This window comes from Paenibacillus sp. YYML68 (genome assembly GCF_027923405.1).
Classification (GTDB): domain Bacteria; phylum Bacillota; class Bacilli; order Paenibacillales; family NBRC-103111; genus Paenibacillus_G.
In genome coordinates this window covers 555,819-577,023 of sequence record NZ_BQYI01000001.1, presented here as the reverse complement: position 1 = coordinate 577,023, position 21,205 = coordinate 555,819, and the positions used below count along the sequence as shown (strand labels likewise).

The following is a 21,205-nucleotide window of genomic DNA, read 5'->3' as shown; positions in this document are numbered from 1 at the left end:
AACCCCCAAGCGAATCCGGCTCTACGAGCCGGCCCGCTTGGGGGTTTCGTTATTTCCCTTATCTCATCGAACTTATAATGGCGGAATTAGCTGAACCCGAACCGCACCCCACGATGGGATGAACTCCTCGGACTCGGCGGTCAATCGATCACCCGTTTCACTCTCTCCATCATACTCGATGAAGACCGGCCCGCCGTGCTGATTAAGCGGCTCCTGCACGCGAATCAACAGCATCTGACTCGTATTCACCTCGGCATACACGACCGTCAGCGGTACCATACTGAATGGCTGGTACACCCGGAATCGAGACAAGTCAACGGAATTCATATACAGCGACTGGTTCATATATACCGTAATCTCATCACTGCCTTCATAGGTAAAGGCCTGCTCAACCTCTACCATTCCCTGCAGCGCTGCCTGCACTTGCTGGGCCGTCAGGCTATGAGCCTCCATGTTAATCATCGCCTGATACAACAGCGCATTCTTCATCGCATTAGACGAATCCTCATAACCCATAATGCCGAGCTCCTGGAACAACCACTCATTCACATAGATCGGCCATTCACCTGAGCTCTCATTCCATTGCTGCGCGGCTAGCGTAATATGGCGAAGCGGGTTGTGCAGGATGGTGTACATGTAGGTACCGATTCGCTCGCCGTTCACATACAGCGGGTCTGTGTTACCAGGCTCATCCTTGTACCGCAGCGTGATCGGATGATCTGCATCCAGCGCACCGCTCAAGTTCATTCGAACCGCACGCCCCGGCAGCGTCGTCACCTCGGAAGCTCCGAACACTTCAACTCCATCGCTGGAGAGTCGATAGGCATCGTTACGAACAACGTCATGACCGTCAGTCAAGCTGGCTCGGAACGTCACGGTTACCGACGTATCCTCATATTGAATCGACTCGATCAGGAGTACACCATTCACGACCTGCTGCATCTCTTCGCCGCTCAAGTCTCCACCAGCTGTCACATAAGCATATAACAGCTGCTGCTCCACATGCTGCAGGTTCCCTTCCGTTACGCCGACAATGCCCGCATTCGTGAACGTTAGTGGGATCACCTCGGTGAAGCCACCCATTCCTAGCTCCATATTAATGGTAGCAACTAACGGTGAGTCCGGCATACGAACATGAAGCTCACTCGACTGAATCGGCACGTTATGCACCTTCAGATCGAGAAGCGAATACAGCTGGAAGTCCTCTTCCCCTACGAAAGTAACCTCGTACAGCCCTCCGCCTATCGCATTAAAGTCCGTGAACCGTGAATCGGTCGCAAACGTGACCGGCGTCCCGTCAATCGTGACGCTGAACGCTTCCTCAGTGAAGCCATCCAGCGCAAGTCCATCTGCATTGGCAACCTTGATCGACAGCTGCACCTGCTTCGACCCTGGGCTGCCCGGCGTCACTCCTGCGAGGTGCGAATAGCTCATCTGCGCCGAGTAATAAGGGGCCGCCTTCTGTATGATGGCCTGCAGCTGTGCGAGTGTGAATAGATTCCCGTCATTGGCGAAGGACGTAAACTCACGAATCAACTGCTTCTTCACGACCTTGAAGTTACTATCCGTCACACCGGTCAACATATAGGCGGAGAAGGTGCCCGCTGAGACATCAGACCAGACCTCCGTTATCAGCGCCCTCTGGATGATCGTTCCCGAGTTGGCGCGATCAATCCAATCCTGCAGCAGCACGACAGCTGCAGAATCGTTCGCAGCGGCTAACTCCTCTGCTCCGTTAGCGATGGCGTACTGGTATACATCCAGCTCCGCGCTATGCACGTTGCTTATACCTGCGGCCTGTAGCCACTCCGCCGTAACCTGATACGCCTCATGATTGCGGATCAGATCCAGCGCCTGAGACGGCGAGTATTGCACGCTGAACGCAGGGGACGGAGCGGAGACATTATTTTCACTATCTATCGCATACAGCTCGTAGGAGCCGGCTGGGAAGTATTCTGTATTCAGCTCTGTAACCGTGTTACCCGTTACATACTGTACATACTGGCCGTTCTGTACAATCTCCTCTCTCGTCCACTGCATACCCTTCGGTACAAGATATAGGTCCGCACTCTCGCTAAGTGTGACCGTCAGCGCATCCCCCGGATAGATCGATCCAGGTGACAGGCTCAGGAAGATCGGTGCATACGTATCCTCCACCACCATGATCGGCTTCGGCTCCGACACAAGGCCAGCGTTGTCCGCTGCCACCACGCGGTAGCTGCCAGGAACGAGATAATCCGTATACAGCAGTCCGGAATAAGTTGGAGCTTGCAGACCGTCAGGTGTTACATACGTATACGTGATCTTCCCATAATTGGATGTATAATCAAGCAACGCCTCCCACAGCGAATCTCCATCCGTATAGCTAATATCCTCATGCACCAGATAGACGTATCCCGCTTCCGAGCTCTTGACCTTCAGCACCGTCTGTCCGATCACCGCAATCGTCTCTGTGACCTCGAGTGTCGGTGCGATTTTGTCCGGATACAGGTTGACGTTATACAGGGTGCCGTTCGGAGTATTGGCGAAGTCCTGCACTTCAATATACATCAGCTCGTCACTATATAGCTTGATTGCACGATCAGGGAACGTCACCGTGTCATACGGAGCGTCAATGCTCTCCACTACGAATATATCGCTCACATCCGGGTCCAGCAGAGCCGCCTGCAGCTGCTCGATATTGACCACAAAGGCCGTCTGTGTCGAGTCTGAGCCTCCACGGAACATGTACAGCGGCGCAGCGCCCCGCTGAATCGTCCCCTCGTAGCTCGGCACATTCACAGGAATGGCAATAGCATCCGTATCGATGGCATATGACAGATCGCCAACGGTCATCACCGGTTCTGTGCTCACCGTCTCCATGCTCACCAGCAGGCTCTGCCCCGAGCTGAGCTTCATGTTGTGAAGCTTCGCCTCCATGAAGCCTTCCTTCAGCAGAGTGACATCGAACGCTACCTCTGTGCGCAGTCCTGTAAGGTCGAACAGACCTTCGTCGTCGGTATACGCTTCTGCGGTCTGGCCATCAGCGTACTCAACCGTAAGCAGCGCATTGGTAATCGTTTCGCCATTCACGTCATAAGCGTATCCATACAAGCGTCCATCACCCGATCTAACCTGCACCACTCCGGTCGGATTGGAGATATTGCCGCTCACGTCCACCGCATAGACGACATACGAGCCCGGTACTAGGCCATACGTCGTAATCCACGCATCCTCACCCGCATAGGTGTAGGCCCAGTTCAAAGGGTCTCCACGATCCAGCGCCTCACTCAGCTCCGTCTCCGTCATGTCGGCACGTACAAGATACAGCGAGCTCTCCTCGTTCGATCGCACCTGTACATCTTGACCAGCCTCCACACTGTCATCGGTTATAAGCAAGACAGAAGGCTTCTTCGTATCGACTACCGTAACGGTAGCGAGCGGTGCAGAGATGCCATGCACCCCTTCGGTATAGACGTTGAAGGTACCCACCTGAAGCTGGCTCGTATCGATCGGCGTGTATGCTGCATCCATGACAAGCGCATAAGCGACCTTGCCCGGCAACTCAATCAGCAGCTCCGTAATCTCTTCCTTCGTCTGGGGGGTGTAATCCGCATGCACGAGATACACGTAGCCCGGCTTATCCATCTTCACGGACAGCTCGCCCGTCTCTCCCGCCTCCACCGTAGTAGCCGTCAGGTTCACTTGAGTCGGAGGCTGGCTGTCGTGCAGCTTCACATTCAATAGCGTTACCTGCCCGGTCTGCTCGAAGCTGCTCGCATAGAGCTCCTTCGGACTGTCACTGATCAGCTGCAGAGGACGGCTAGGGAACTGAACAGTACCCGAATTAATATACATATCGCTTGACAAATAAACCTTGCTTACCCGCTCATCCTGAAGCGCTGCGAAGAACGCCTCTGGATACGTCGGGAAAGCAATCAAGCTCTCATTGCCGCTCGTCGTGAAATATCTATGTCCATAGATCGTAACATTCGGAACGAGCGTGCCGGAGTAGCCGCCAAGCCCTGTTGTCTCAATCCGGCTAGAAGGCCCTGCCAGCGCTTTCCTCAGCTTCTCTTCGTCCGTACCAACTACCGATACCAGCTTCAGATTGTCGTAGGTGCCAAGAAGCGGTGACGGCTCACCCTGTCTATAATCTATGGCAAAATAAGGCGCGCGAATCGAATGCGATTCCCCGTAAGTCGCCCGTAATGTAATGCTTCTCGTGAAGAGAAGCGGTTCTGTCAGCTCGATATCAGTCTTTACCATAATGCTAGGCACGCTCGGATCGGCAAGCGCGGCATGCAGCTCGCTTGCGGTAGCGACGACCGCTCCAGCTTCGAGGTAGATCTGCTTCAGTGCATGATTGCCTGGCTCCAGATAGAACGAGTGAGACGTGCCGAGAGGAGCGTAATAACCGTTCTTCTGGGCCGTTAACGTATACGTCTTCTGTGCAGGTACATCTGTGAAGTCGACGAAGCCTTCCGCGTTCGTCACCAGCGCCCTCGTTACCGTTCCGTCCTCGGACTTCAGTGTCACCTCAGCCCCGGCAATCTCAAGACCATTAAGCGCTTGAACATACGTGCGCACTGTCCCATATTGAGGCACTGCGGATAGGGCTACAGCCCCTAGATGATACGTCGCAGATGTGACCGTAATGCCACTAATCAGACGAGTCTTGTAGCCATTCGCCTTCACTTCAAGGTCAACGGTACCAAGAGGAAGCCCGCTGAGCATGAACGTCGCGGCCGCCCCTTGCGCCACCGTCGAATGAACGGTGCCCGGTATGCTGACGACGGCGCCCGGCAGCGCGATGCCGCTCTCTGTAGTTACCGCACCCGTAATCGAGCCGAGTTGAGGAGGGTTCGCCGTATAACGAATCGTACCGAGATCAGACGTCTGGTTCCCCGTCACCTGTACGAATCGCTCCACGTTGCCGTATACCGCATGATGTATCGTAATGGTCTGCTGGCCCTCCGGCATACCGCTGAGCATGAACCGCCCGGCTCCGTCCGTGACGGTCTGCAGTGACCCGCCCTTATGACTTACCGTCGTCATAGCCAGCGGCTCATCGCTTGGACCATATACGACACCGGTCACACTTCCGAACTGCGGAATGCGCTTCAAGAGCAGGCTGCCGGTCTGCACCGCTGGCTTCGCGAGCACGTTGAACAGGCTTGTGCTTGCAGGCTCATAGCCGCTTTTGTTCACGACCAGCTTCGCGACCTGAGACACAGGAATATTCGCAATCGTGAAGCTGCCCTGCGCATTCGTCTCCACCGGACTGGAATAGCCCTCAATACGAACGAGCGCCCCGGCAACAGGCTGACTCTGATCATCGAGCACTTGCCCGTGAATACTATAAGAACGTTGGACGACCGCCGTCGTCTCCACAGCAGGCTGTACGTGATCAAGCAGAGAATGAACCTCCGACTTGTCGAGGACGCCGTCGTTGTTCGCATCCAGCTGCTTACGCAGCTCGGAATCGTTCATCACCTTGACAAGCTCATCCAGACCCATGCCGCTAGCCGTTGTCGCTGCAGCTGGCAGTACCGACGAAGACAGCAGACAGGCGCTTATAAATAACCGCATCGTACGCAACCTATTACCCCCTTACCGAATTGCCAATGTGAAGGGCACGCGAGCCCTCCTAATACTTACAATCATACCACATCTGCCTATTACGTAGTGTCGAAAATATTGAATTCCCCACACATTCCGCTACCATCGACCTATCCCGATTCATAGCAAAATAGGATGGAGCCACAGTCGGCTTCCATCCTTGTCAACAAGCTCTATCGTATGAACCTTACTAGACGCCGTTAATCAGCCAATATTACCCGGTCGCCGACTTGAATATGTCCCGTTCTCCGCACCGTCGCATAGACGCCAAAGTGCGTATTCAGCTTCTGATACAGCAGCTTCAATAGCGACGGGTCCCGCTCCAGTGTCACGGGATCGACGTTGATGAGCGAGCATCGCTCGCATGGCATCGCAACGTCGAGCTCGACGCCGCCGATGATAAGCTTCTTCCCGACCCAAGCCTGCTCATCTGGAGCACCGGCATCGAGCGCCACAACGAGATTCGGCCGGAACCGCCTCATGTCCGTATGCTTCCCCCACAGCGCCTCCACCGTGCGCAGCGACTCCTTGGTAACGATCAGGATGCTCTCAATATCGACCACGATCGGGGGGCTCCCCTCCTCCGTACAGGCCATCAGCCCAACAGGCTGCGGCGTTAAGGCTTGAATCTCCTGCAGAAGCGGCTCCTCCCAGCCGAGCACGCGTCCGTCAGGCGTCGTCACCCGCACCGCTGAGGCCGCATCGCATGACTCGTCCTCCCCGGATAGCTCGGCCCGGTAAGCGAGCAGCTGCGGAATCTCCCGCGCCGTATAGTAGCGGCTCCCACCCGTCTTAGACGGGTCACCGAAGGCAAGCGCCCGATCCCCCCATACACCGTACGCCTCCACCGTGCAGCGGGTCAGCCCTTCTCCGGCGAGCGATTTAACCGGATACCTGTACAGCTCCTGTATCGTTCCAACCGTCGTATCCGCCACGAAGCTCCCCCCTTTGGTCACATTGGTATTTTCAACATATTGTGGACATTTTATCAAAACGCATATACATTGAGTAGGAGCCCGACAGCGAACGTAAGCTAGAATAGTGCTGGCATACATGCATACATATAGATCATCAGGGACTAATGAGGCAGGAAGTGAAGACGAATGAAGGCAAGCACGTTTAAAGCAATTGCGATTACGAATGAAATTGATCTGAACAAGATCGCCACCCATTGCGGCATACCGAAGAAATATACATGGGAGCAGCCGCTCATTCTGAAGGGCGATCTCTTACGCTCCATTCTGTACAAGGATGTAGGCGAAGCGCAGCAGGTGCTCGTCTTCTCGTTCGGCACGGTCGTGTTCATCAATCACACCAATGAACATGAGATTACAGGTATGATGAAGTATCTGAAAACGTTCGAGCCCGAGATCGACCTGCACCAGCTCGACCGCTTCGCGGACGATTACAGCCTGAACATTGGCGACACCGAGTCGATCGAGCTGACCGATGAGTTCGTCGTCGTCCCCTCGTATGAGGAATACTACCCGGAGCTGATCTCCACCGTGCTCGCCAAGTCTGTAGCGCTGGAGAAGATCGAGGAGCAGCTCGGCAAAATCCAGGACAGCCTCGAATCAATGATTGATCGCCTGGAGCGCGGCAAGCTGAGCGTCGGCAACAAGGAGCTGGCGAGAGCTACCGCCAAGATCGTCCGCCATGAGTACAATACGCTGGCCTACGTCATGATTCTGGATAAGCCGGACCTCACCTGGACGAGTAGCTCGGCCAACGAGTTCTACGAGAAGATGCTGGAATTCTTCGAGCTGAACGATCGGTACAAGGTGCTCAAGAGCAAGACCGACATCCTGTATCACATCATGGACGGCTTCTCCAGCATGAGCCATTCGATCCGCGGACTGTTCGTTGAGTGGATCATCGTCATCCTGATCGTGATCGAGGTCATTCTGACGCTGCTCTCGATGGCGGGCATTTTGCCGTAACAGCTATGAAGTAGGGGGAGAGGCTTCGGCTATAGGCTGGAGCCTCTTTGCTATGTCATAAGGGAGCCCCGAGCTACTGCTGCTCCTGCAATCGGTACTGCCCCGGCGTCAGTCCCGTCCATCGCTTGAAGGCAAGCTGGAACGCACTTGGCTCGGAGAAATGCAGTACATACGCCACATCCCCGATCGAATATTCCCGCCTCCGCAAATACCCCATCGCCAGCTCCTTCCTCACCTGAACGGACAGCTCTTGGTACGACGTATGCTCCTCCTTCAGCTTATGCTGTACGGTGCGCGTGCTGACACCGAAGTGCTCCGCTGTCTGAAGCAGTGTCGGGAAGAACCTCGGCATACAGGCACGAATCCACGTGACTACCTGGCCCGAGAACGTATCGGCCCCGATCAGCTTCTCCAGCGTCTCCCGCGCAAGCGACTCAAATAGGGACCTCAGTCGTGCATCCGCATACACGACTGGGTATTCCAGCACTTCCTTAGGTATACGCAGCACATGCTCCTGTTGTTCGAACGTCGGCAGCACCCCGAAGGCCGCCATGTACGGACGCACGTCGGCAGGCGCAGCATGGGCGAACTGTACACCACGTACCGTCACGCGGCGAAGACTGAGTCCGCTCATGATGCGGTACAACGAGACCGCCATATCCTCAGCACAATGTCGGGAGAGCGCTCCCGGCTCCTCCGCGAACAGACGCAGCACCAGCTCACCCCCGGCAGTATGCCAGCTAATGTTGAACCCGCTGCACACAATCGTATGGTAGCGCTCATACGCAGACAGCGCATCGGCAATCGTAGCCGAATGCAGCAGAACACTGCCGAGCATGCCAAGATCGGCAAGCTCGGTTACTTGCCCCTGATACATTCCGAAGTGCTCGTCTTGTGTATATTCGGCCGCCGCCGTCATCAGTCTGACGAGCTCCTCGCTGTCGATCCGCGCGTCTGCATTGTGCAGCAGCGCTGCATCGAACGAGGCATAGCGGCAGAAGACTTCTGGATCAAGCCCTTTATGTGCGACAGCCTTCATGATCGGATATACCATCGTAATCGCCATGTCCGAACCGCTCATCCGATCCACTCCTTTGCGCGAAATCGCATTCCTGTTGCGCATATGCGCATTTAGCTTCAATCGTCCTTCATTTATGATGGGAGTTAGGATAGCACTAGAAATTTTACCATACATTCATCACAGCTCACTACTCCGGCTCAGCGGGGAGCATAGGAGAGCGATTATGAGGAGGACTTACGATGAACATTCTCATTATTAACGGACATCCGGATCAATCCAGCTTCTGCGCAGCACTTACCGCTTCCTATATGGAGGGTGCCGCTTCGGGAGGAGCGAAGGTTCGCCGACTCGACGTCGGTCAGCTCGCCTTCGACCCCAATCTGAAGCACGGCTACAGCCAGCGCACCGAGCTCGAGCCTGACCTCGTGCAGGCACAGGAGCTCATTCGCTGGGCTGATCATCTCGTCTTCGTCTATCCGACGTGGTGGGGTACGCCACCAGCTATACTCAAGGGCTTCATCGACCGTGTCTTCCTGCCCGGCTTCGCCTTCAAGCACCGCGAGGGCTCCCTGCTGTGGGATAAGCTGCTCTCAGGCAAGTCCGCGCGTCTCATCGTGACGAGCGACACCCCGGCCTGGTATGATCGCTTCATCTACAAGAATGCGGGCCACAGCATCATGAAGCGCAATATACTCGGCTTCTGCGGCGTTAAGCCTGTACGTGTCACCCCTATCGGGCCGGTCCGTCCGTCGACGGAGGCACATCGCGCCAAGTGGCTCAGCGAGGTGAAGGCGCTTGGCGCAAGGCGGGGGTAGCTTGGGGAATCGTGCATACTGGCGGGACCATCGTCTGGATGAGTCCCGTTTTGGTGTAGACTGATGAGTGGGCTGAGAAGTGAAGCATTGTTAACAGCAATTATAATGATTAAGGACATGAGGTTACCGTTCCCATGGTGACCCATTCGCGAAGCACTCTTGTATGTATTGAACGAATGCTCTTATTTTCTGGGGAATATAGCTTCGTGCCGGGTACATGATCCAGGCCGATGCCTCCTCATTCGAAGAAGTAATTGTATGCTCTGGAAACAAATCTACAAGCGTCCCCTTCTTAAGTTCTTGTCCAACCATCCACAACGCTAGCAGTGTTATCCCCATACCTTGCATCGCACATTGTTTCAACGCCATCGCGTTGGACGTCCTAAGCAGTTCCTTTGTTAAGCTAACCTCTGTCATTATCCCTTCCTTATTCGTAAATACCCATCTATTCCGATAAAATCCTGTCAGGTTCAAGAGCAAGCAAGGATAATTCTCCATCTCCTCGGGCAAGCTCGGTCTGCCATGTTCGCGAACGAATTCGGGAGAGGCACAGACGCGAGTAACCATATCGCACAATTTATGAGATATGATAGATTTATTAGTATGAAGTGGCATCGGCCCAACTCGAATAGCAACATCGATGTGTTCAGAGACGAGATCCAACGCAGTATCTGTAAGAATTAATTCATACTGCAGATCAGGGTACCGCTTGGAGAACTCCGCAAGCAGCGGTGTAATGTTGTGCTGCGCAAAACTTACTGGACAAGCAATTCGCAGCAGGCCCCGCGGGTGTCGGTTCATTTCACTTACCAGTTGTTCCGCATGCTGAATTTCGTGGAGTAACGGTTCCATGTTCTCATAGAAAATAAAACCCGCTTCCGTCGGCTCAATCCGGCGAGTCGTGCGATGAAACAATTGAATGTTCAGTTCTTCCTCCAAACTTTTAATCGCCCTGGAGATGGTTGCTGCATTAACATCCCGTTCATCAGCAACAGCAGTAATACTACGCTTGTTCATGAGATCAATGAAGATTTCAATTTTTTTGGTATCCATAACTGCATTATACGCAATAATCAATTGCTTTGTTAGTCATTTATCATACTTTGTGCATTGGTTATGATTATTCTTGCAAGAAATTATGCATTGGAGGGATATGGGATGAGTACGATTGGGTTCCTCGGAGTCGGTGCGATGGGTTCACGAATGGCGATGAACTTAATTCGAGCGGGGCACACTGTCCGCGTTTATAACCGATCCAGTATTAAAGCGACGCCTCTTCATGAACAAGGCGCTATCGTCGTTCAGACACCCAAAGAAGCGGCAGAAGAAGCTGATTTCGTTATTTCCATGGTTCGTGATGATGCTGCATCGAAGGAAGTCTGGCTCCACTCGACGGATGGAGCGTTTCAGGGGATACATCAGGACGCCATAGCTATCGAGTGCAGTACGCTATCGCCAGCATGGATTCAAGAACTTTATACCTACAGCAAGGAAAGATGCTACTTCTTAGAATCACCTGTTATCGGAACACTTCCTCAAGCGGAAGCCGGAAGTTTGATAAGCTTTGTCGGTGGAGATAAGTCCATCTTTCAACAGGCAAGAGCGGTTCTGGTCGTCAACGCGAAGACGATGCATCATGTCGGGGAAATCGGTTCTGCCGCCGTTTGTAAGTTAGCCATTAATGCTCAATACAGCGCACAGGTGGCAATCTTGGCCGAGACACTTCAACTTGTAAAGAACTATGGTCTGAATATACTCGAGGACGAGGCGTTGTTGAGTACCCTTCCTACCTTCAGTCCTGCCCTGCAAGTTGCCAGCAAATTAATCGCGCAGCGTAATTTCCGTCCTATGTTTCCGATTGAACTGGTTGCTAAGGATCTAGAATATGCCCTTCAGGCTGCACGTTCCTCTGGGCTACATTCTCCGATGATGGAAGCCGTACGGAAACAATATCAGGCGGCAGTTGATCTCGGACTCGGAGGAGATAACATTGTGGCAGTAGCCAAATTGTATGCAGAGGAGTCTACCCTATAATGAGTTCATTAAACGATAAGTTAGCAGCAGTCACAACCGAATTTTTGGAGAAAGCACCGGACTTCGCTTTGCAAGAGCCAGCCGGAAGCGTTGTACGCTTATATGAGGAATTGAAAAAGGGGCCTGTCATTCTTGTGTTCTATCGTGGGGCATGGTGTCCATACTGTAACTTGACAATAGCAGCTTACCAAAGTGCGCTCGACAAAATTCATGCCTCTGGAGCACAGTTGATCGCTATCAGCCCACAGAAGCCAGATTCATCTTTGACGATGAAAGAAAGACACGACCTGCAGTTCCATGTGCTTAGCGATACAGGGAATAACGTAGCTGATGCTTACAACCTAACATTCACTCTTCAGGATGAACTGATTGAAGCATACACGAAGCTAGGCATCAACCTGCCTGATTTTAACGGTAACGAACATTGGCTGTTGCCAATTCCAGCCACTTACGTTATCAATCAAGAAGGGTATATAAGCTATGCTTATACGAATATGGATCATACCCAACGGGCGGATCCCACAGACATCCTCAACCACATCAAGCTTCAATAATAAAGAAGAAGTCCTTGAGGTTCCCCGCGCTGTCTGTTACTTCATGATGAACCGTGAACTTTCGAGCTTTGTCCACATAACCGATCGCCTGGACGATATGATCGACTTCTTCATTCGTAAGGAGTGTTTGTAGAATAGGAAGAATCGTGTTACAATTTGTGTTAATCAACAGGCTTGATTTCTCAGAACTATTGAAGCATTGCATGCATAAACCTATACCGTTATAATAAAACTAAAGAAGGAGCCGTGCGCGAACACGACTCCTTCAGCACAGTAGACCGCTTCAAAGGCGGTCGGCTTCAGCAGTTGACTTAGATGTAGACCACGATCCTTGCTGAGGGGTGGTCTATTTCTTTTGGTCAAACGCTACGACAATGGCAACAACCAGCGTCAGCAGCGCTACAATAAACGCGCCAAAACCGATCATCAATGTCAAAGCATCTTTAACCTACATGGACATCCCTCCCTTCGTCGAGAGGTAGCCGACCACCCTTGCAAGCCGTTCGATGTGCTTGTCTGATTATAGCATAATTAGGATTATTATGGCATACCACATTGAAGTACACTGCCTTCACAAATCCAAGAGGCCAGCCACCTCGCCGCATGTCATTTCTCGCCAACCCGAGCTCGTTCTTACAAGCGAAAAAAGACATACAGTCCATCGTACCCTGTATGCCCTTCTCCCTTGACTAGCCCTATTCTTTGCCCGTCGCCACCGGATTGTCCTCATACGAAATCCAATCGCTCCAGCTGCCCGCGTACAGCTTCACCTGCTCGATGCCAGCTTGCTTCAGCGCCAGCACGTTCGGGCAGGCTGTAATGCCGGAGCCGCAGTACACGATCACTTCCTGCGCTTCGCCGAGCTCCGCGAACCGCTGCTTCTGCTCGTCAGGCGTCCTCCACAGGCCGCGCTCGTTCAAGCCTTCCTTCCAGAATCGGTTGATCGCCCCGGGAATGTGTCCGGCCTTCTTGTCGATCGTCTCCTCGATCCCCTCGTACCTGCGAGCCTCTCTCGAATCGATCAGCACGACATCGCGGCGCTCAAGGCGCTGCTTCACATCGTCCACAGTTACCAGCATATCCGAACGAACGTTCGCTGCGAACTCTACAGGATGAACAATCGGCGTATCGTCGGTTACAGGGTAGCCCGCTTCCTTCCATGCCGTATAGCCGCCGTCCAAGATGGACACCCGATCATGCCCCATATAGACGAGCAGCCACCAGAGCCGCGCAGCCATCGCCCCGCCTTGGTCGTCATACGCGATCACGTGGGCGTCAGGTCCGACGCCGAGTCGACCGAGCTTGCCTGCAAGCTCCTGAATGTCCGGCAGCGGATGCCGTCCTCCGTGCGCCCCCTTCGGGCCGGATAGATCGTGCTCCATATCGATGAACACCGCATTCGGAATATGCTCCACCGCGTAAGCGCTCCGCCCTGCATCCGGACTGCCCAGCACGTAGCGGCAATCCATCACGATGACATGCTCATCGGTCCCATGCTCAAATAACCATTCTCGACTTACGATCGTCACGATATCGCCTTCTTCCTTCTTCGGGATGCTTTGCGTTATGATACCAGTATACACCTGAACGGCAAGCCGTTGAAAGGAAGATGCTTACAGCCTATGAAAAACCTTGATTCACATCCAGCTGCGCCATTCATCTTCAAGCTCGTCCCCATGGACGCCTCACATGGCCGAGAAATATGCACCTGGAGCTACCCGCCACCCTATGAGCTGTACACATGGAGACCGTGGGAGCTGATGGCTGCGCAGGAGGAGGAGTTCGCCGACCCTGTGCTGCGCGAGGAGCAATATCGGGCCGTCCTGAACGAGCAGGACGAGCTAATCGGCTTCGCCCAGCTGTTCCCGCTCGTCGGCGTCACACGTCTTGGACTCGGGCTGCGGCCGGACCTGTGCGGAGGCGGGCGCGGCGCAGCGTTCACGCGGGCGATTGCCGAGGAGGCGAGTCGGCTTCACCCCGAGCATGAGATCGACCTTGAAGTGCTGACATGGAACGAGCGTGCCGTTCGCGCTTATGAGAAGGCGGGCTTTCGCATTACGGATACGTATGAACGACATACACCCAGCGGTCCAGCCGAGTTCCACTGCATGGTATGGCACGCCACGTCTCCACGAGCTCTACCTGAGTCAAAAGGTGATGCCCCATGACATCCCTCATACGCGCTTATACACCGGAGGACCTCGAAGCGTGCGCAGTCCTCTATGCCGCTGTATTCAACGCCGAGCCTTGGCTCGACGAGTGGGACATCCCGACGGCCGCGGCCTATCTGGCGGATGTTACACAGACGCCAGGCTTCATCGGCTATGTCGCCACAACCACGACCACGACCGCGACGACGCCCTGCAGCGACTGCCGAGACAGCCGGATCGATGGCATCATACTCGGCAACCGCAGACATTGGTGGCGGGGCGACATTGCGTTCATCCAAGAGATGTGCGTCGCGTCACAGCTTCAAGGGCAAGGCATCGGCAGCCAGCTGCTCGAGGCGTTCAGGCTCGACGCCCAGAGCCAAGGCATCCGCAACATCAGCCTGCTCACGGAGCGCCACTATGCGGCTGCCTCCTTTTACCGCAGGCATGGATTCAAGGAAGCGAAGAACACACGGTTGCTGTATCGGTTCATCAGCAGGCCGGAACGAAGGGATGATCACGACCGATGACGTTATCGACCGAGCATCAGCTCACGCTGCTTCGCATCGCGGAGCAGCTGTCCAGCCATGGGCTCGAAGTGGGGCTCGGTGGTTCCTCCATGCTCGCCGCGCACGGCCTCGCCGAGCAGCCCCGCGATCTGGACCTCCTCGTCGCGCTGCCCGATGCCGACGCGGCACACGAGCTGCTGCAGCAGCTCGGACGCAGTGAAAGACTCGAGCCGAAGGAGCCGTACTGCTCCCGCTTCTTCGTCCTCTATACGATCGGCCGAGTCGAGGTCGATCTGATCGGCGGCTTCGGCATACGTCACGACGCAGGCATCTACCGCCTCGACTGGCGGCGCCGCAGCGATGACGCGGTGCTACAGCTTGCCACGGACGCCAACCACAGCGATGACACAGCGCTTCAGCTCGCCACGGACGTCAGCCACAGCGACAACGCAGCGCTAGAGCTCGCTGTGGACACCGACCGCAGCGTTGTCCCCTCCTTGCAGCTGACCGCACAGCCCGGCCGCAGCGTCAGCGTGACGCTCACGCCGCTCGAGGACTGGTACGTGCTGTACCTGCTCCTGCCGGGGCAGGGCGCTGCGGGCAAGGCCGCGCGGATCGAGCGATATTGGCGTGAGCAGCGCGGATTGCGTCCGGATGTGCTCCGCGCGGCGCTACACCGCGAGCTGCCTCCGCACGTGCGTCAGCAGCTGGAGCAGCTGCTCGCAGAGCTAGGCTGCTGCTAAGAGGCACGGTCAGCGTCAGGGCCAACGATACACGAACAGCGAGAGCTAGCCTTAACGACACCCAGGACCCGCTTACATCGTCATCCATGACCAGCCTTGCACGTTCAGTTAGAGTTCTTAGGAGACTAGTATTACAACGAATGGTCCTCCTCCACGAACATGCACAAGAAGCCGCGGCCCTCAAGAGCCGCGACTTCTTGTCTACCTATAGGATGCATACGCCTCATCGAACCTAGCGGCCAGCTCGAGGTCGAGCTCGGTCAAGCCTCCGGCGCTCCACGTCGTCAGCCTCAGCGTCACCTTCTTATAATCGATGGCGATCATCGGGTGATGATTCGCCGCCTCGGACAGCCGCGCAGCCTCGCCCACGAACGCGATGCCGTCCATGAACGCAGGGAAGCGGTACGACTTGACGATCCACTTCGACCCTTCCTCCTCCTGCACCCAGCCTGCAAGTCCAGTGAGCCGCTGAGCCAGCTCTGCCGCATTCAGCCTCTCCCTGCTCACACCACATACCTCCCCTGCAGCATTAGACGAGATAGACGACGCGAGTGAACGCTTCGCCGCGATCAAGCCGAATCAGATGCCGCTTCGGGTCGTGCGTGAGCGTGCAGTCCCCGACCTGCATCACCGCCTCCGTGCCGAGGCCATAGAACAGATCGTCGGCGAGCGTCTGCATGCAGTCGTGCCGCTCGTCCTCCTCCATCGATTGCCAATCGTCCTGCGACATCTCGAGGAAGTCGTAACACCCCTCGACCTCCTGAAGCGCTTTCGTAAAGTCATGAATAATGTCCTTATATTCCCTGCCGAACTTAACTCCCATCGTTCTCCACATCCTTTCCGGACCGATCGTCCCGCTATCCCTAATGCACCCATTGTACCCGCAACAAGCTTCGTCCCGCAACGGCACGCACAGCCTCATTCGTCCAAGTCGTCCGTCTACACGCGCATTCATCGGCAAAATCTGGTACACTATAAGGATAGACAAAACGAGCGGGGTGCAACACATGCTCAAGCTGCACATTCCAAAAAACCGAATACAAGCGCTCGCCCGTTATGTTCGCGACCATTATGAGCTCGACACCTTGGAACGAAGCTGGGAGCACTACCATAAAGGACGAATCGAGGACGTCGAGCTGAGACACGGCCTATCTGTTCATGCGCTCGTACGGACGGAGAAGGCGCAGGAGGTCATACTCGATCTGGAGTCTCCGGTCAGAAGCGAGTGCAGCTGCTCTGTCGACGCGCACTGTGAACATAAGGCCGCGCTACTCTTCGCCCTATACACGCCGCACGGCCGACCGGAGCTGCTGCTTCAGCAGCTGTCGCAGGCGATCCGCGTACGCGCCAGACAGCAGCAGTCCAAGAAGCAGACGTCCTCGCGCACGCTCCAGAAGCGGCAGGAGCGACTCGACGCACCAGAGCCGGAGCATACGCCGAGTGTTTGGCACAAATTTTTTGACCAGCAATTCTACGGCTTCTCACTGAACCAGCAGCAATCGATCGAGCAGTTCTACAGTACGGCGAACGAGAAGCTGCGCCCCTATGGCGGGGAGTGGGAGCTGCCGCTGCGTCAGCTGTATGAGCTGCACGTCGTCTTGTTCGTCATGCGCAAGATCGAGCAGTTCTACGGCGATTCGAAGAGCTCGTATATGTCCTATTATATAGAGACCGGCTGCAGATCTATCGCCAAGCAGTGTCATGAAGAGCTGCAGCAGCTCATCCCTGAGCTAGATATGAAGAGCCTGACGCTGCACTATGCTGCTGCCTGGAAGGAGACGCTCGCGATTGTACAGGAGGCGGCTCTGTCCGGCAAAGATTCACCGCTGTCCTGGATGACCGTCTACCGTACCATCTGGTCGCGCATGTCGGGTGAGCCGAAGTGGCTGAAGCCCGAGCGAACCAAGGTGCAGAAGCTGCTGTCTGGCTCGGGACTAACCAATCGCAGAAGGGATGCGCTGCTGCTTGCGGATGGGCATTTTGCAATGCTGGAGGAGGGGGACGCGGCTGCGCGGCTGCGCTTCGATGAGATGTCGCGGAAGGAGCCGCGGGAGTTCTTCCTCTATCTGCACAGCTGTGTGCAGGAGGCCCAGTGGGGGAGGCTGCTTGCCTGGTTCCACTGGCTGCTGCCGATCATGCAGAAGGCACAGAGCGAGGATATGCGGCAGTTCTGCCACTATTGGGCTGAATCGGTGTACCAGCAAGCCAGTGACGCGGAGTGGGTCGGCATCATGGTCGCGCTGCTGCCGCGCACGTATCAGTTCTATACGACATATCTGATGCGGGCGAAGCGCTACCGGGCGTGGATCGACCTGCAGCTGGCGAATCGGGTCTCCCCCTTCGACCTGTATGGACCTGATCTGGCGACCGTGGAGGAGCACGACCTGTCCCTTGTGCTGCCGCTGTACCATCAGGCGGTGGAGCGCTGCATTGCCGAGAAGAACCGAACCGCTTACAAGAATGCGATCATGCTGCTCAAAAAGCTGGACCGGATGTACGCGAAGCTCGGCCGGACAACGGTATGGGACGATTACATCTACCGGCTCGCCGGGAAGCATTCCCGCCTGCGTGCGTTGCAGGAGGAGCTGCGGAAAGGAAAATGGATTCCATGATCGATACGACCGCTATACGCGTCAGCATACGATGGACCGCGCACGACGCCTTCTTCGTGTGGGGAACGCGCCACAACGGTGCCGTCTGCGACGCCAACGACCTGCGAGATTGGCTGTTCGCCTGGCATGCGCCTTCGTTCTATGGAACGTTCATCGAGGTGACGGAGGCTGCCGAGGTGGAGGGTCTCGCGCTGCCTGCGCTGGAGGCACTCGATTACTTGGCAGCACCGACGGCTGTGCAGCATCAGGCGCTCGAATTCGCGCCCGAGCTGGCTGAGCTGACGAAGCTCGCGCCGCATGTGAAGGACGCGCTGCGGCAAGGCCGCTTCATGCCGGACTTCGCGAAGTGGAAGGCCGGGGAGCTCGGCTGGAAGCTGGAGCTGCCCGAGGAGGCGGCCGCCTGGGCCGCCTCCGTGCCTGCCCAGCGCTGGATGGAGCGGCTGATCCCACTCTGGATCGAAGCCGACGGCGTCATGCGCGAGCATCTGAAGAAGCTCGAGCGGTCGTTCCCGCTGCTGCGCAGCGGCCAGCTGGCGGAGGATGTGTGGATGGACGAGGAGGATTGGCTCGTCTCGATCGGCTGGCAGTCGGACGGGACTCCGTTCCGTACGTGCCTTCGCTTAGAGGAGCCAGCTATGCCGGACGGCGACTGGCCGCTGCGCGTAGTGCTGCAGGACCGCAGCGACAAGGAGCGCACGGTCGAGCTGACCGCGTCCGTGCCGAGCCAATGGGCGGCGGCTGTAAGTACAGCCGAGACGGATAGTGACAGCGGCGATAGCAGTGCTGCCAGCGCGCGCGGAGGCACGGCCGTGATAGGCGATGACAGCCTCGCAGTAAGCGTGGACAGCACGGACAGCACAGTCACAGACCCTCACATACCCGCGCCCCCCGGTGCCGAGCTGCTGCCCGAGGCGTGGCAGCCGCACGTCAGCCGCGCCTCGCGCGACACGGCCAAGTGGACGCGCATGCTCCCGCTGCTCGCGGCCAAGGACGGCGAGACGCTGCGCGACTCGCTAACGAGCGACGAAGCGTGGGAGCTGCTCTCCAAGGGGAGCCTCCGCTTGATGGAGGCCGGCTACTCGGTCTTCCTGCCGGCCTGGTGGGAGCGCATCCGCAAGTGGCGGCCGCGGCTGAAGGCGAAGATCAAGTCGTCGGTCGGCACAGGACCTGAGGCGATGCTCGGACTTGGCCAGCTGATGCGCTTCGACTGGAAGATCGCGCTCGGCGACCTCGTGCTGACCGAGGAGCAATTCCTCGAGCTGCTCCAGCAGAAGAGCAAGCTCGTGCAGATCAACGGCCAGTGGGTGCAGCTGGACCCTGCCCATCTGGCGCAGATGCAGCAGGTGATGGCGCAGGTGCACAAGAAGCAGGGCCTCTCGCTGCGCGACGTGCTCGAGCTGCACCTGCTCGGCTCCAGCGAGGGCGAGGAGGAGAAGGACTTCCATCGTTCACTAGCGATGGAGGTGGAGCTGAACGACCAGCTGCAGGAGCTGGTCGATCTGCTGAACCATACGAAGCGGCCGCCTCTGCTCGAGCCGCCTGACTCGTTCCGCGGCACGCTGCGTCCGTATCAGGTGGAGGGCATCTCCTGGCTGCTATTCCTGCGCGAGTGCGGCCTCGGAGGCTGTCTAGCCGACGACATGGGTCTTGGCAAGACGATCCAGATGATTACGTATCTACTCCATGTGCGCGAGCAGCGCAAGCAGAGCGAGGTCGGTCAACCCGACAGCGGCTCCTTAGCCGAGGCTACCCGTGCGCCATGGCCGGTCACAAGCCCGACATCGCCCGTAGGTGATGCGGCAGGTCCGCCTGCGCCAGTCACGGCAGCGCTGCTCATCTGCCCGACGTCGGTGCTCGGCAACTGGCAGAAGGAGCTGCAGCGCTTCGCACCTGCGCTGCGCGTCCACCTGCATTACGGCTCGAGCCGAGCCAAGGGCCCTGCATTCACCGCCATCGCGCACGAGTACGACGTCGTGCTGACGACATATACGCTGTCGCATCTCGATGAAGCGGAGCTGACGACCGTCGAGTGGGAGGCGATCTGCCTCGACGAAGCGCAGAACATTAAGAACGCGTATACGAAGCAGGCGTCGTCGATCCGCGCGCTGCACGGTCGTCATCGCATCGCTCTGACGGGTACGCCGATCGAGAACCGACTGACCGAGCTGTGGTCGATCTTTGATTTTCTCAATCCGGGATACTTGGGAACGCTTCGGGAATTCACCCAGCGCTACGTGAATGCAATCGAGCGGACGCAGGACAACGAGCTGATCGGCAAGGTGCAGCGGCTCATTCGCCCATTCCTGCTGCGTAGGGTGAAGAAGGACCCCTCCATCCAGCTCGACCTGCCGGAGAAGCACGAATACAAGACGTACGTCTCGCTTACGGCCGAGCAAGCTGGATTGTATGAGAACTACATCCGCGACATGTTCGAACGTCTGGATAAGCTATCGACGATGGAGCGCAGAGGGCTCATCTTAGCTGCGCTGACGAAGCTGAAGCAGCTGTGCAACCACCCTGGACTCATCGAGGCAGGGGCAGCCGCAGCGACCCGACTATCGTGGAAGAACCGCTCGAACAAGCTCGAGCGATTAATCGAGATGGTGCACGAGCTTCGGCAGGAGGGGGATAAGTGCTTGATCTTCACCCAATTCGTAGAAACCGGCCAATTGCTCACCTACGCGCTGGAGGAGGAGTTCGGGGGCAAGGTGCCGTTCCTGCACGGCGGTACGCCTCGAACCGATCGCGAACGTATGATCGATGCCTTCCAGGAGTCGGGCAGCACAGAGGCACAACACGCCGGTATCTTCATCCTATCGCTCAAGGCGGGCGGCACTGGGTTAAATCTGACTGCGGCTAACCACGTGTTCCACTTCGACCGTTGGTGGAATCCGGCCGTAGAGAACCAGGCGACCGACCGAGCGTTCCGCATCGGCCAGACCCGTCACGTGCAGGTGCACAAGTTCGTAACGCTCGGGACGCTTGAGGAGAGAATCGATGAGATGATCGACAAGAAGCTCGGCCTCAGCCAGCAGATCGTCGGCAGCGGCGAGCAATGGATTACGGAGCTGTCGACCGACGATCTGAAGGACTTGTTCGCTCTGCGCAGCGAGTGGGTAGAGTGACGTCTGACACACGTGACGTCTGACACAACTCACGCGCACGACATGCCGAGCACGACATGCCTAACACAACGAGCCTAGCACGAAGAAGCTGACCTTTCGCG

Annotated in this window: 17 protein-coding genes; 9 read left to right on the top strand and 8 right to left on the bottom strand. The window is 56.4% G+C overall.

Features of this window, described 5'->3' with window-relative positions; genetic code table 11:
- Nucleotides 1-72 precede the first annotated feature (72 nt).
- Nucleotides 73-5,571 (bottom strand): carboxypeptidase regulatory-like domain-containing protein, encoded by a 5,499-nt coding sequence (locus PAE68_RS02525; protein WP_281890873.1) that lies wholly within the window; start codon nt 5,569-5,571, stop codon nt 73-75.
- Nucleotides 5,572-5,801: 230 nt separating this feature from the next.
- On the bottom strand, nt 5,802-6,536 hold the full coding sequence (locus PAE68_RS02520) for an MOSC domain-containing protein (RefSeq protein ID WP_281883759.1): 735 nt from the start codon (nt 6,534-6,536) through the stop codon (nt 5,802-5,804).
- Between the two features lie 168 nt (nt 6,537-6,704).
- On the opposite strand from PAE68_RS02520, the gene PAE68_RS02515 reads away from it, so the two are divergent.
- Nucleotides 6,705-7,541, top strand: a complete 837-nt coding sequence (locus PAE68_RS02515) for an RMD1 family protein (protein ID WP_281883757.1) — start codon at nt 6,705-6,707, stop codon at nt 7,539-7,541.
- A gap of 73 nt (nt 7,542-7,614) precedes the next feature.
- Here the strand turns inward: PAE68_RS02515 and PAE68_RS02510 are convergent, their stop codons facing one another.
- The gene (locus PAE68_RS02510; protein WP_281883755.1) at nt 7,615-8,622 is read right to left on the bottom strand and encodes an AraC family transcriptional regulator; all 1,008 of its coding nucleotides are present in this window, start codon (nt 8,620-8,622) and stop codon (nt 7,615-7,617) included.
- A gap of 179 nt (nt 8,623-8,801) precedes the next feature.
- Here PAE68_RS02510 and PAE68_RS02505 point away from each other — a divergent pair, with 179 nt between their 5' ends.
- Nucleotides 8,802-9,377, top strand: a complete 576-nt coding sequence (locus PAE68_RS02505; RefSeq protein ID WP_281883753.1) for an NAD(P)H-dependent oxidoreductase — start codon at nt 8,802-8,804, stop codon at nt 9,375-9,377.
- 123 nt (nt 9,378-9,500) lie between these two features.
- Here PAE68_RS02505 and PAE68_RS02500 read toward each other — a convergent pair whose 3' ends face one another.
- Complete coding sequence (locus PAE68_RS02500) at nt 9,501-10,430, bottom strand: LysR family transcriptional regulator (protein ID WP_281883751.1); 930 nt, start codon at nt 10,428-10,430, stop codon at nt 9,501-9,503.
- 105 nt (nt 10,431-10,535) lie between these two features.
- On the opposite strand from PAE68_RS02500, the gene PAE68_RS02495 reads away from it, so the two are divergent.
- The gene (locus PAE68_RS02495; RefSeq protein ID WP_281883749.1) at nt 10,536-11,411 is read left to right on the top strand and encodes an NAD(P)-dependent oxidoreductase; all 876 of its coding nucleotides are present in this window, start codon (nt 10,536-10,538) and stop codon (nt 11,409-11,411) included.
- A complete protein-coding gene (locus PAE68_RS02490) occupies nt 11,411-11,965 on the top strand; it encodes a peroxiredoxin-like family protein (RefSeq protein ID WP_281883747.1) in 555 nt (184 codons plus the stop codon). The genes PAE68_RS02495 and PAE68_RS02490 overlap by 1 nt, the downstream gene beginning before the upstream one ends.
- 346 nt (nt 11,966-12,311) lie before the next feature.
- Here the strand turns inward: PAE68_RS02490 and PAE68_RS02485 are convergent, their stop codons facing one another.
- Both PAE68_RS02485 and PAE68_RS02480 read right to left on the bottom strand, forming a co-directional pair.
- Nucleotides 12,312-12,401, bottom strand: coding sequence for a putative holin-like toxin (locus PAE68_RS02485; RefSeq protein WP_281883745.1), 90 nt, complete (start codon nt 12,399-12,401; stop codon nt 12,312-12,314).
- 259 nt (nt 12,402-12,660) lie between these two features.
- A complete protein-coding gene (locus tag PAE68_RS02480; RefSeq protein ID WP_281890871.1) occupies nt 12,661-13,497 on the bottom strand; it encodes a sulfurtransferase in 837 nt (278 codons plus the stop codon).
- A gap of 90 nt (nt 13,498-13,587) precedes the next feature.
- On the opposite strand from PAE68_RS02480, the gene PAE68_RS02475 reads away from it, so the two are divergent.
- From PAE68_RS02475 to PAE68_RS02465, 3 genes are read left to right on the top strand one after another with little or no spacing between them, the layout of a single operon-like run.
- The gene (locus tag PAE68_RS02475; RefSeq protein ID WP_281883743.1) at nt 13,588-14,133 is read left to right on the top strand and encodes a GNAT family N-acetyltransferase; all 546 of its coding nucleotides are present in this window, start codon (nt 13,588-13,590) and stop codon (nt 14,131-14,133) included.
- On the top strand, nt 14,130-14,645 hold the full coding sequence (locus tag PAE68_RS02470; protein WP_281883741.1) for a GNAT family N-acetyltransferase: 516 nt from the start codon (nt 14,130-14,132) through the stop codon (nt 14,643-14,645). The genes PAE68_RS02475 and PAE68_RS02470 overlap by 4 nt, the downstream gene beginning before the upstream one ends.
- Complete coding sequence (locus tag PAE68_RS02465; RefSeq protein ID WP_281883739.1) at nt 14,642-15,367, top strand: hypothetical protein; 726 nt, start codon at nt 14,642-14,644, stop codon at nt 15,365-15,367. The genes PAE68_RS02470 and PAE68_RS02465 overlap by 4 nt, the downstream gene beginning before the upstream one ends.
- A gap of 201 nt (nt 15,368-15,568) precedes the next feature.
- Here the strand turns inward: PAE68_RS02465 and PAE68_RS02460 are convergent, their stop codons facing one another.
- Together PAE68_RS02460 and PAE68_RS02455 are read right to left on the bottom strand one after the other, a co-directional pair.
- Complete coding sequence (locus tag PAE68_RS02460) at nt 15,569-15,874, bottom strand: 4a-hydroxytetrahydrobiopterin dehydratase (RefSeq protein ID WP_281883737.1); 306 nt, start codon at nt 15,872-15,874, stop codon at nt 15,569-15,571.
- Nucleotides 15,875-15,896: 22 nt separating this feature from the next.
- On the bottom strand, nt 15,897-16,190 hold the full coding sequence (locus PAE68_RS02455) for a hypothetical protein (protein WP_281883735.1): 294 nt from the start codon (nt 16,188-16,190) through the stop codon (nt 15,897-15,899).
- Between the two features lie 184 nt (nt 16,191-16,374).
- Between PAE68_RS02455 and PAE68_RS02450 the strand changes: the two genes are divergently transcribed.
- Both PAE68_RS02450 and PAE68_RS02445 read left to right on the top strand, forming a co-directional pair.
- The gene (locus PAE68_RS02450; protein WP_281883733.1) at nt 16,375-17,979 is read left to right on the top strand and encodes a hypothetical protein; all 1,605 of its coding nucleotides are present in this window, start codon (nt 16,375-16,377) and stop codon (nt 17,977-17,979) included.
- Nucleotides 17,967-21,104, top strand: a complete 3,138-nt coding sequence (locus tag PAE68_RS02445; RefSeq protein ID WP_281883731.1) for a DEAD/DEAH box helicase — start codon at nt 17,967-17,969, stop codon at nt 21,102-21,104. Before PAE68_RS02450 ends, PAE68_RS02445 begins: the two co-directional genes overlap by 13 nt.
- Nucleotides 21,105-21,205: the final 101 nt, after the last annotated feature.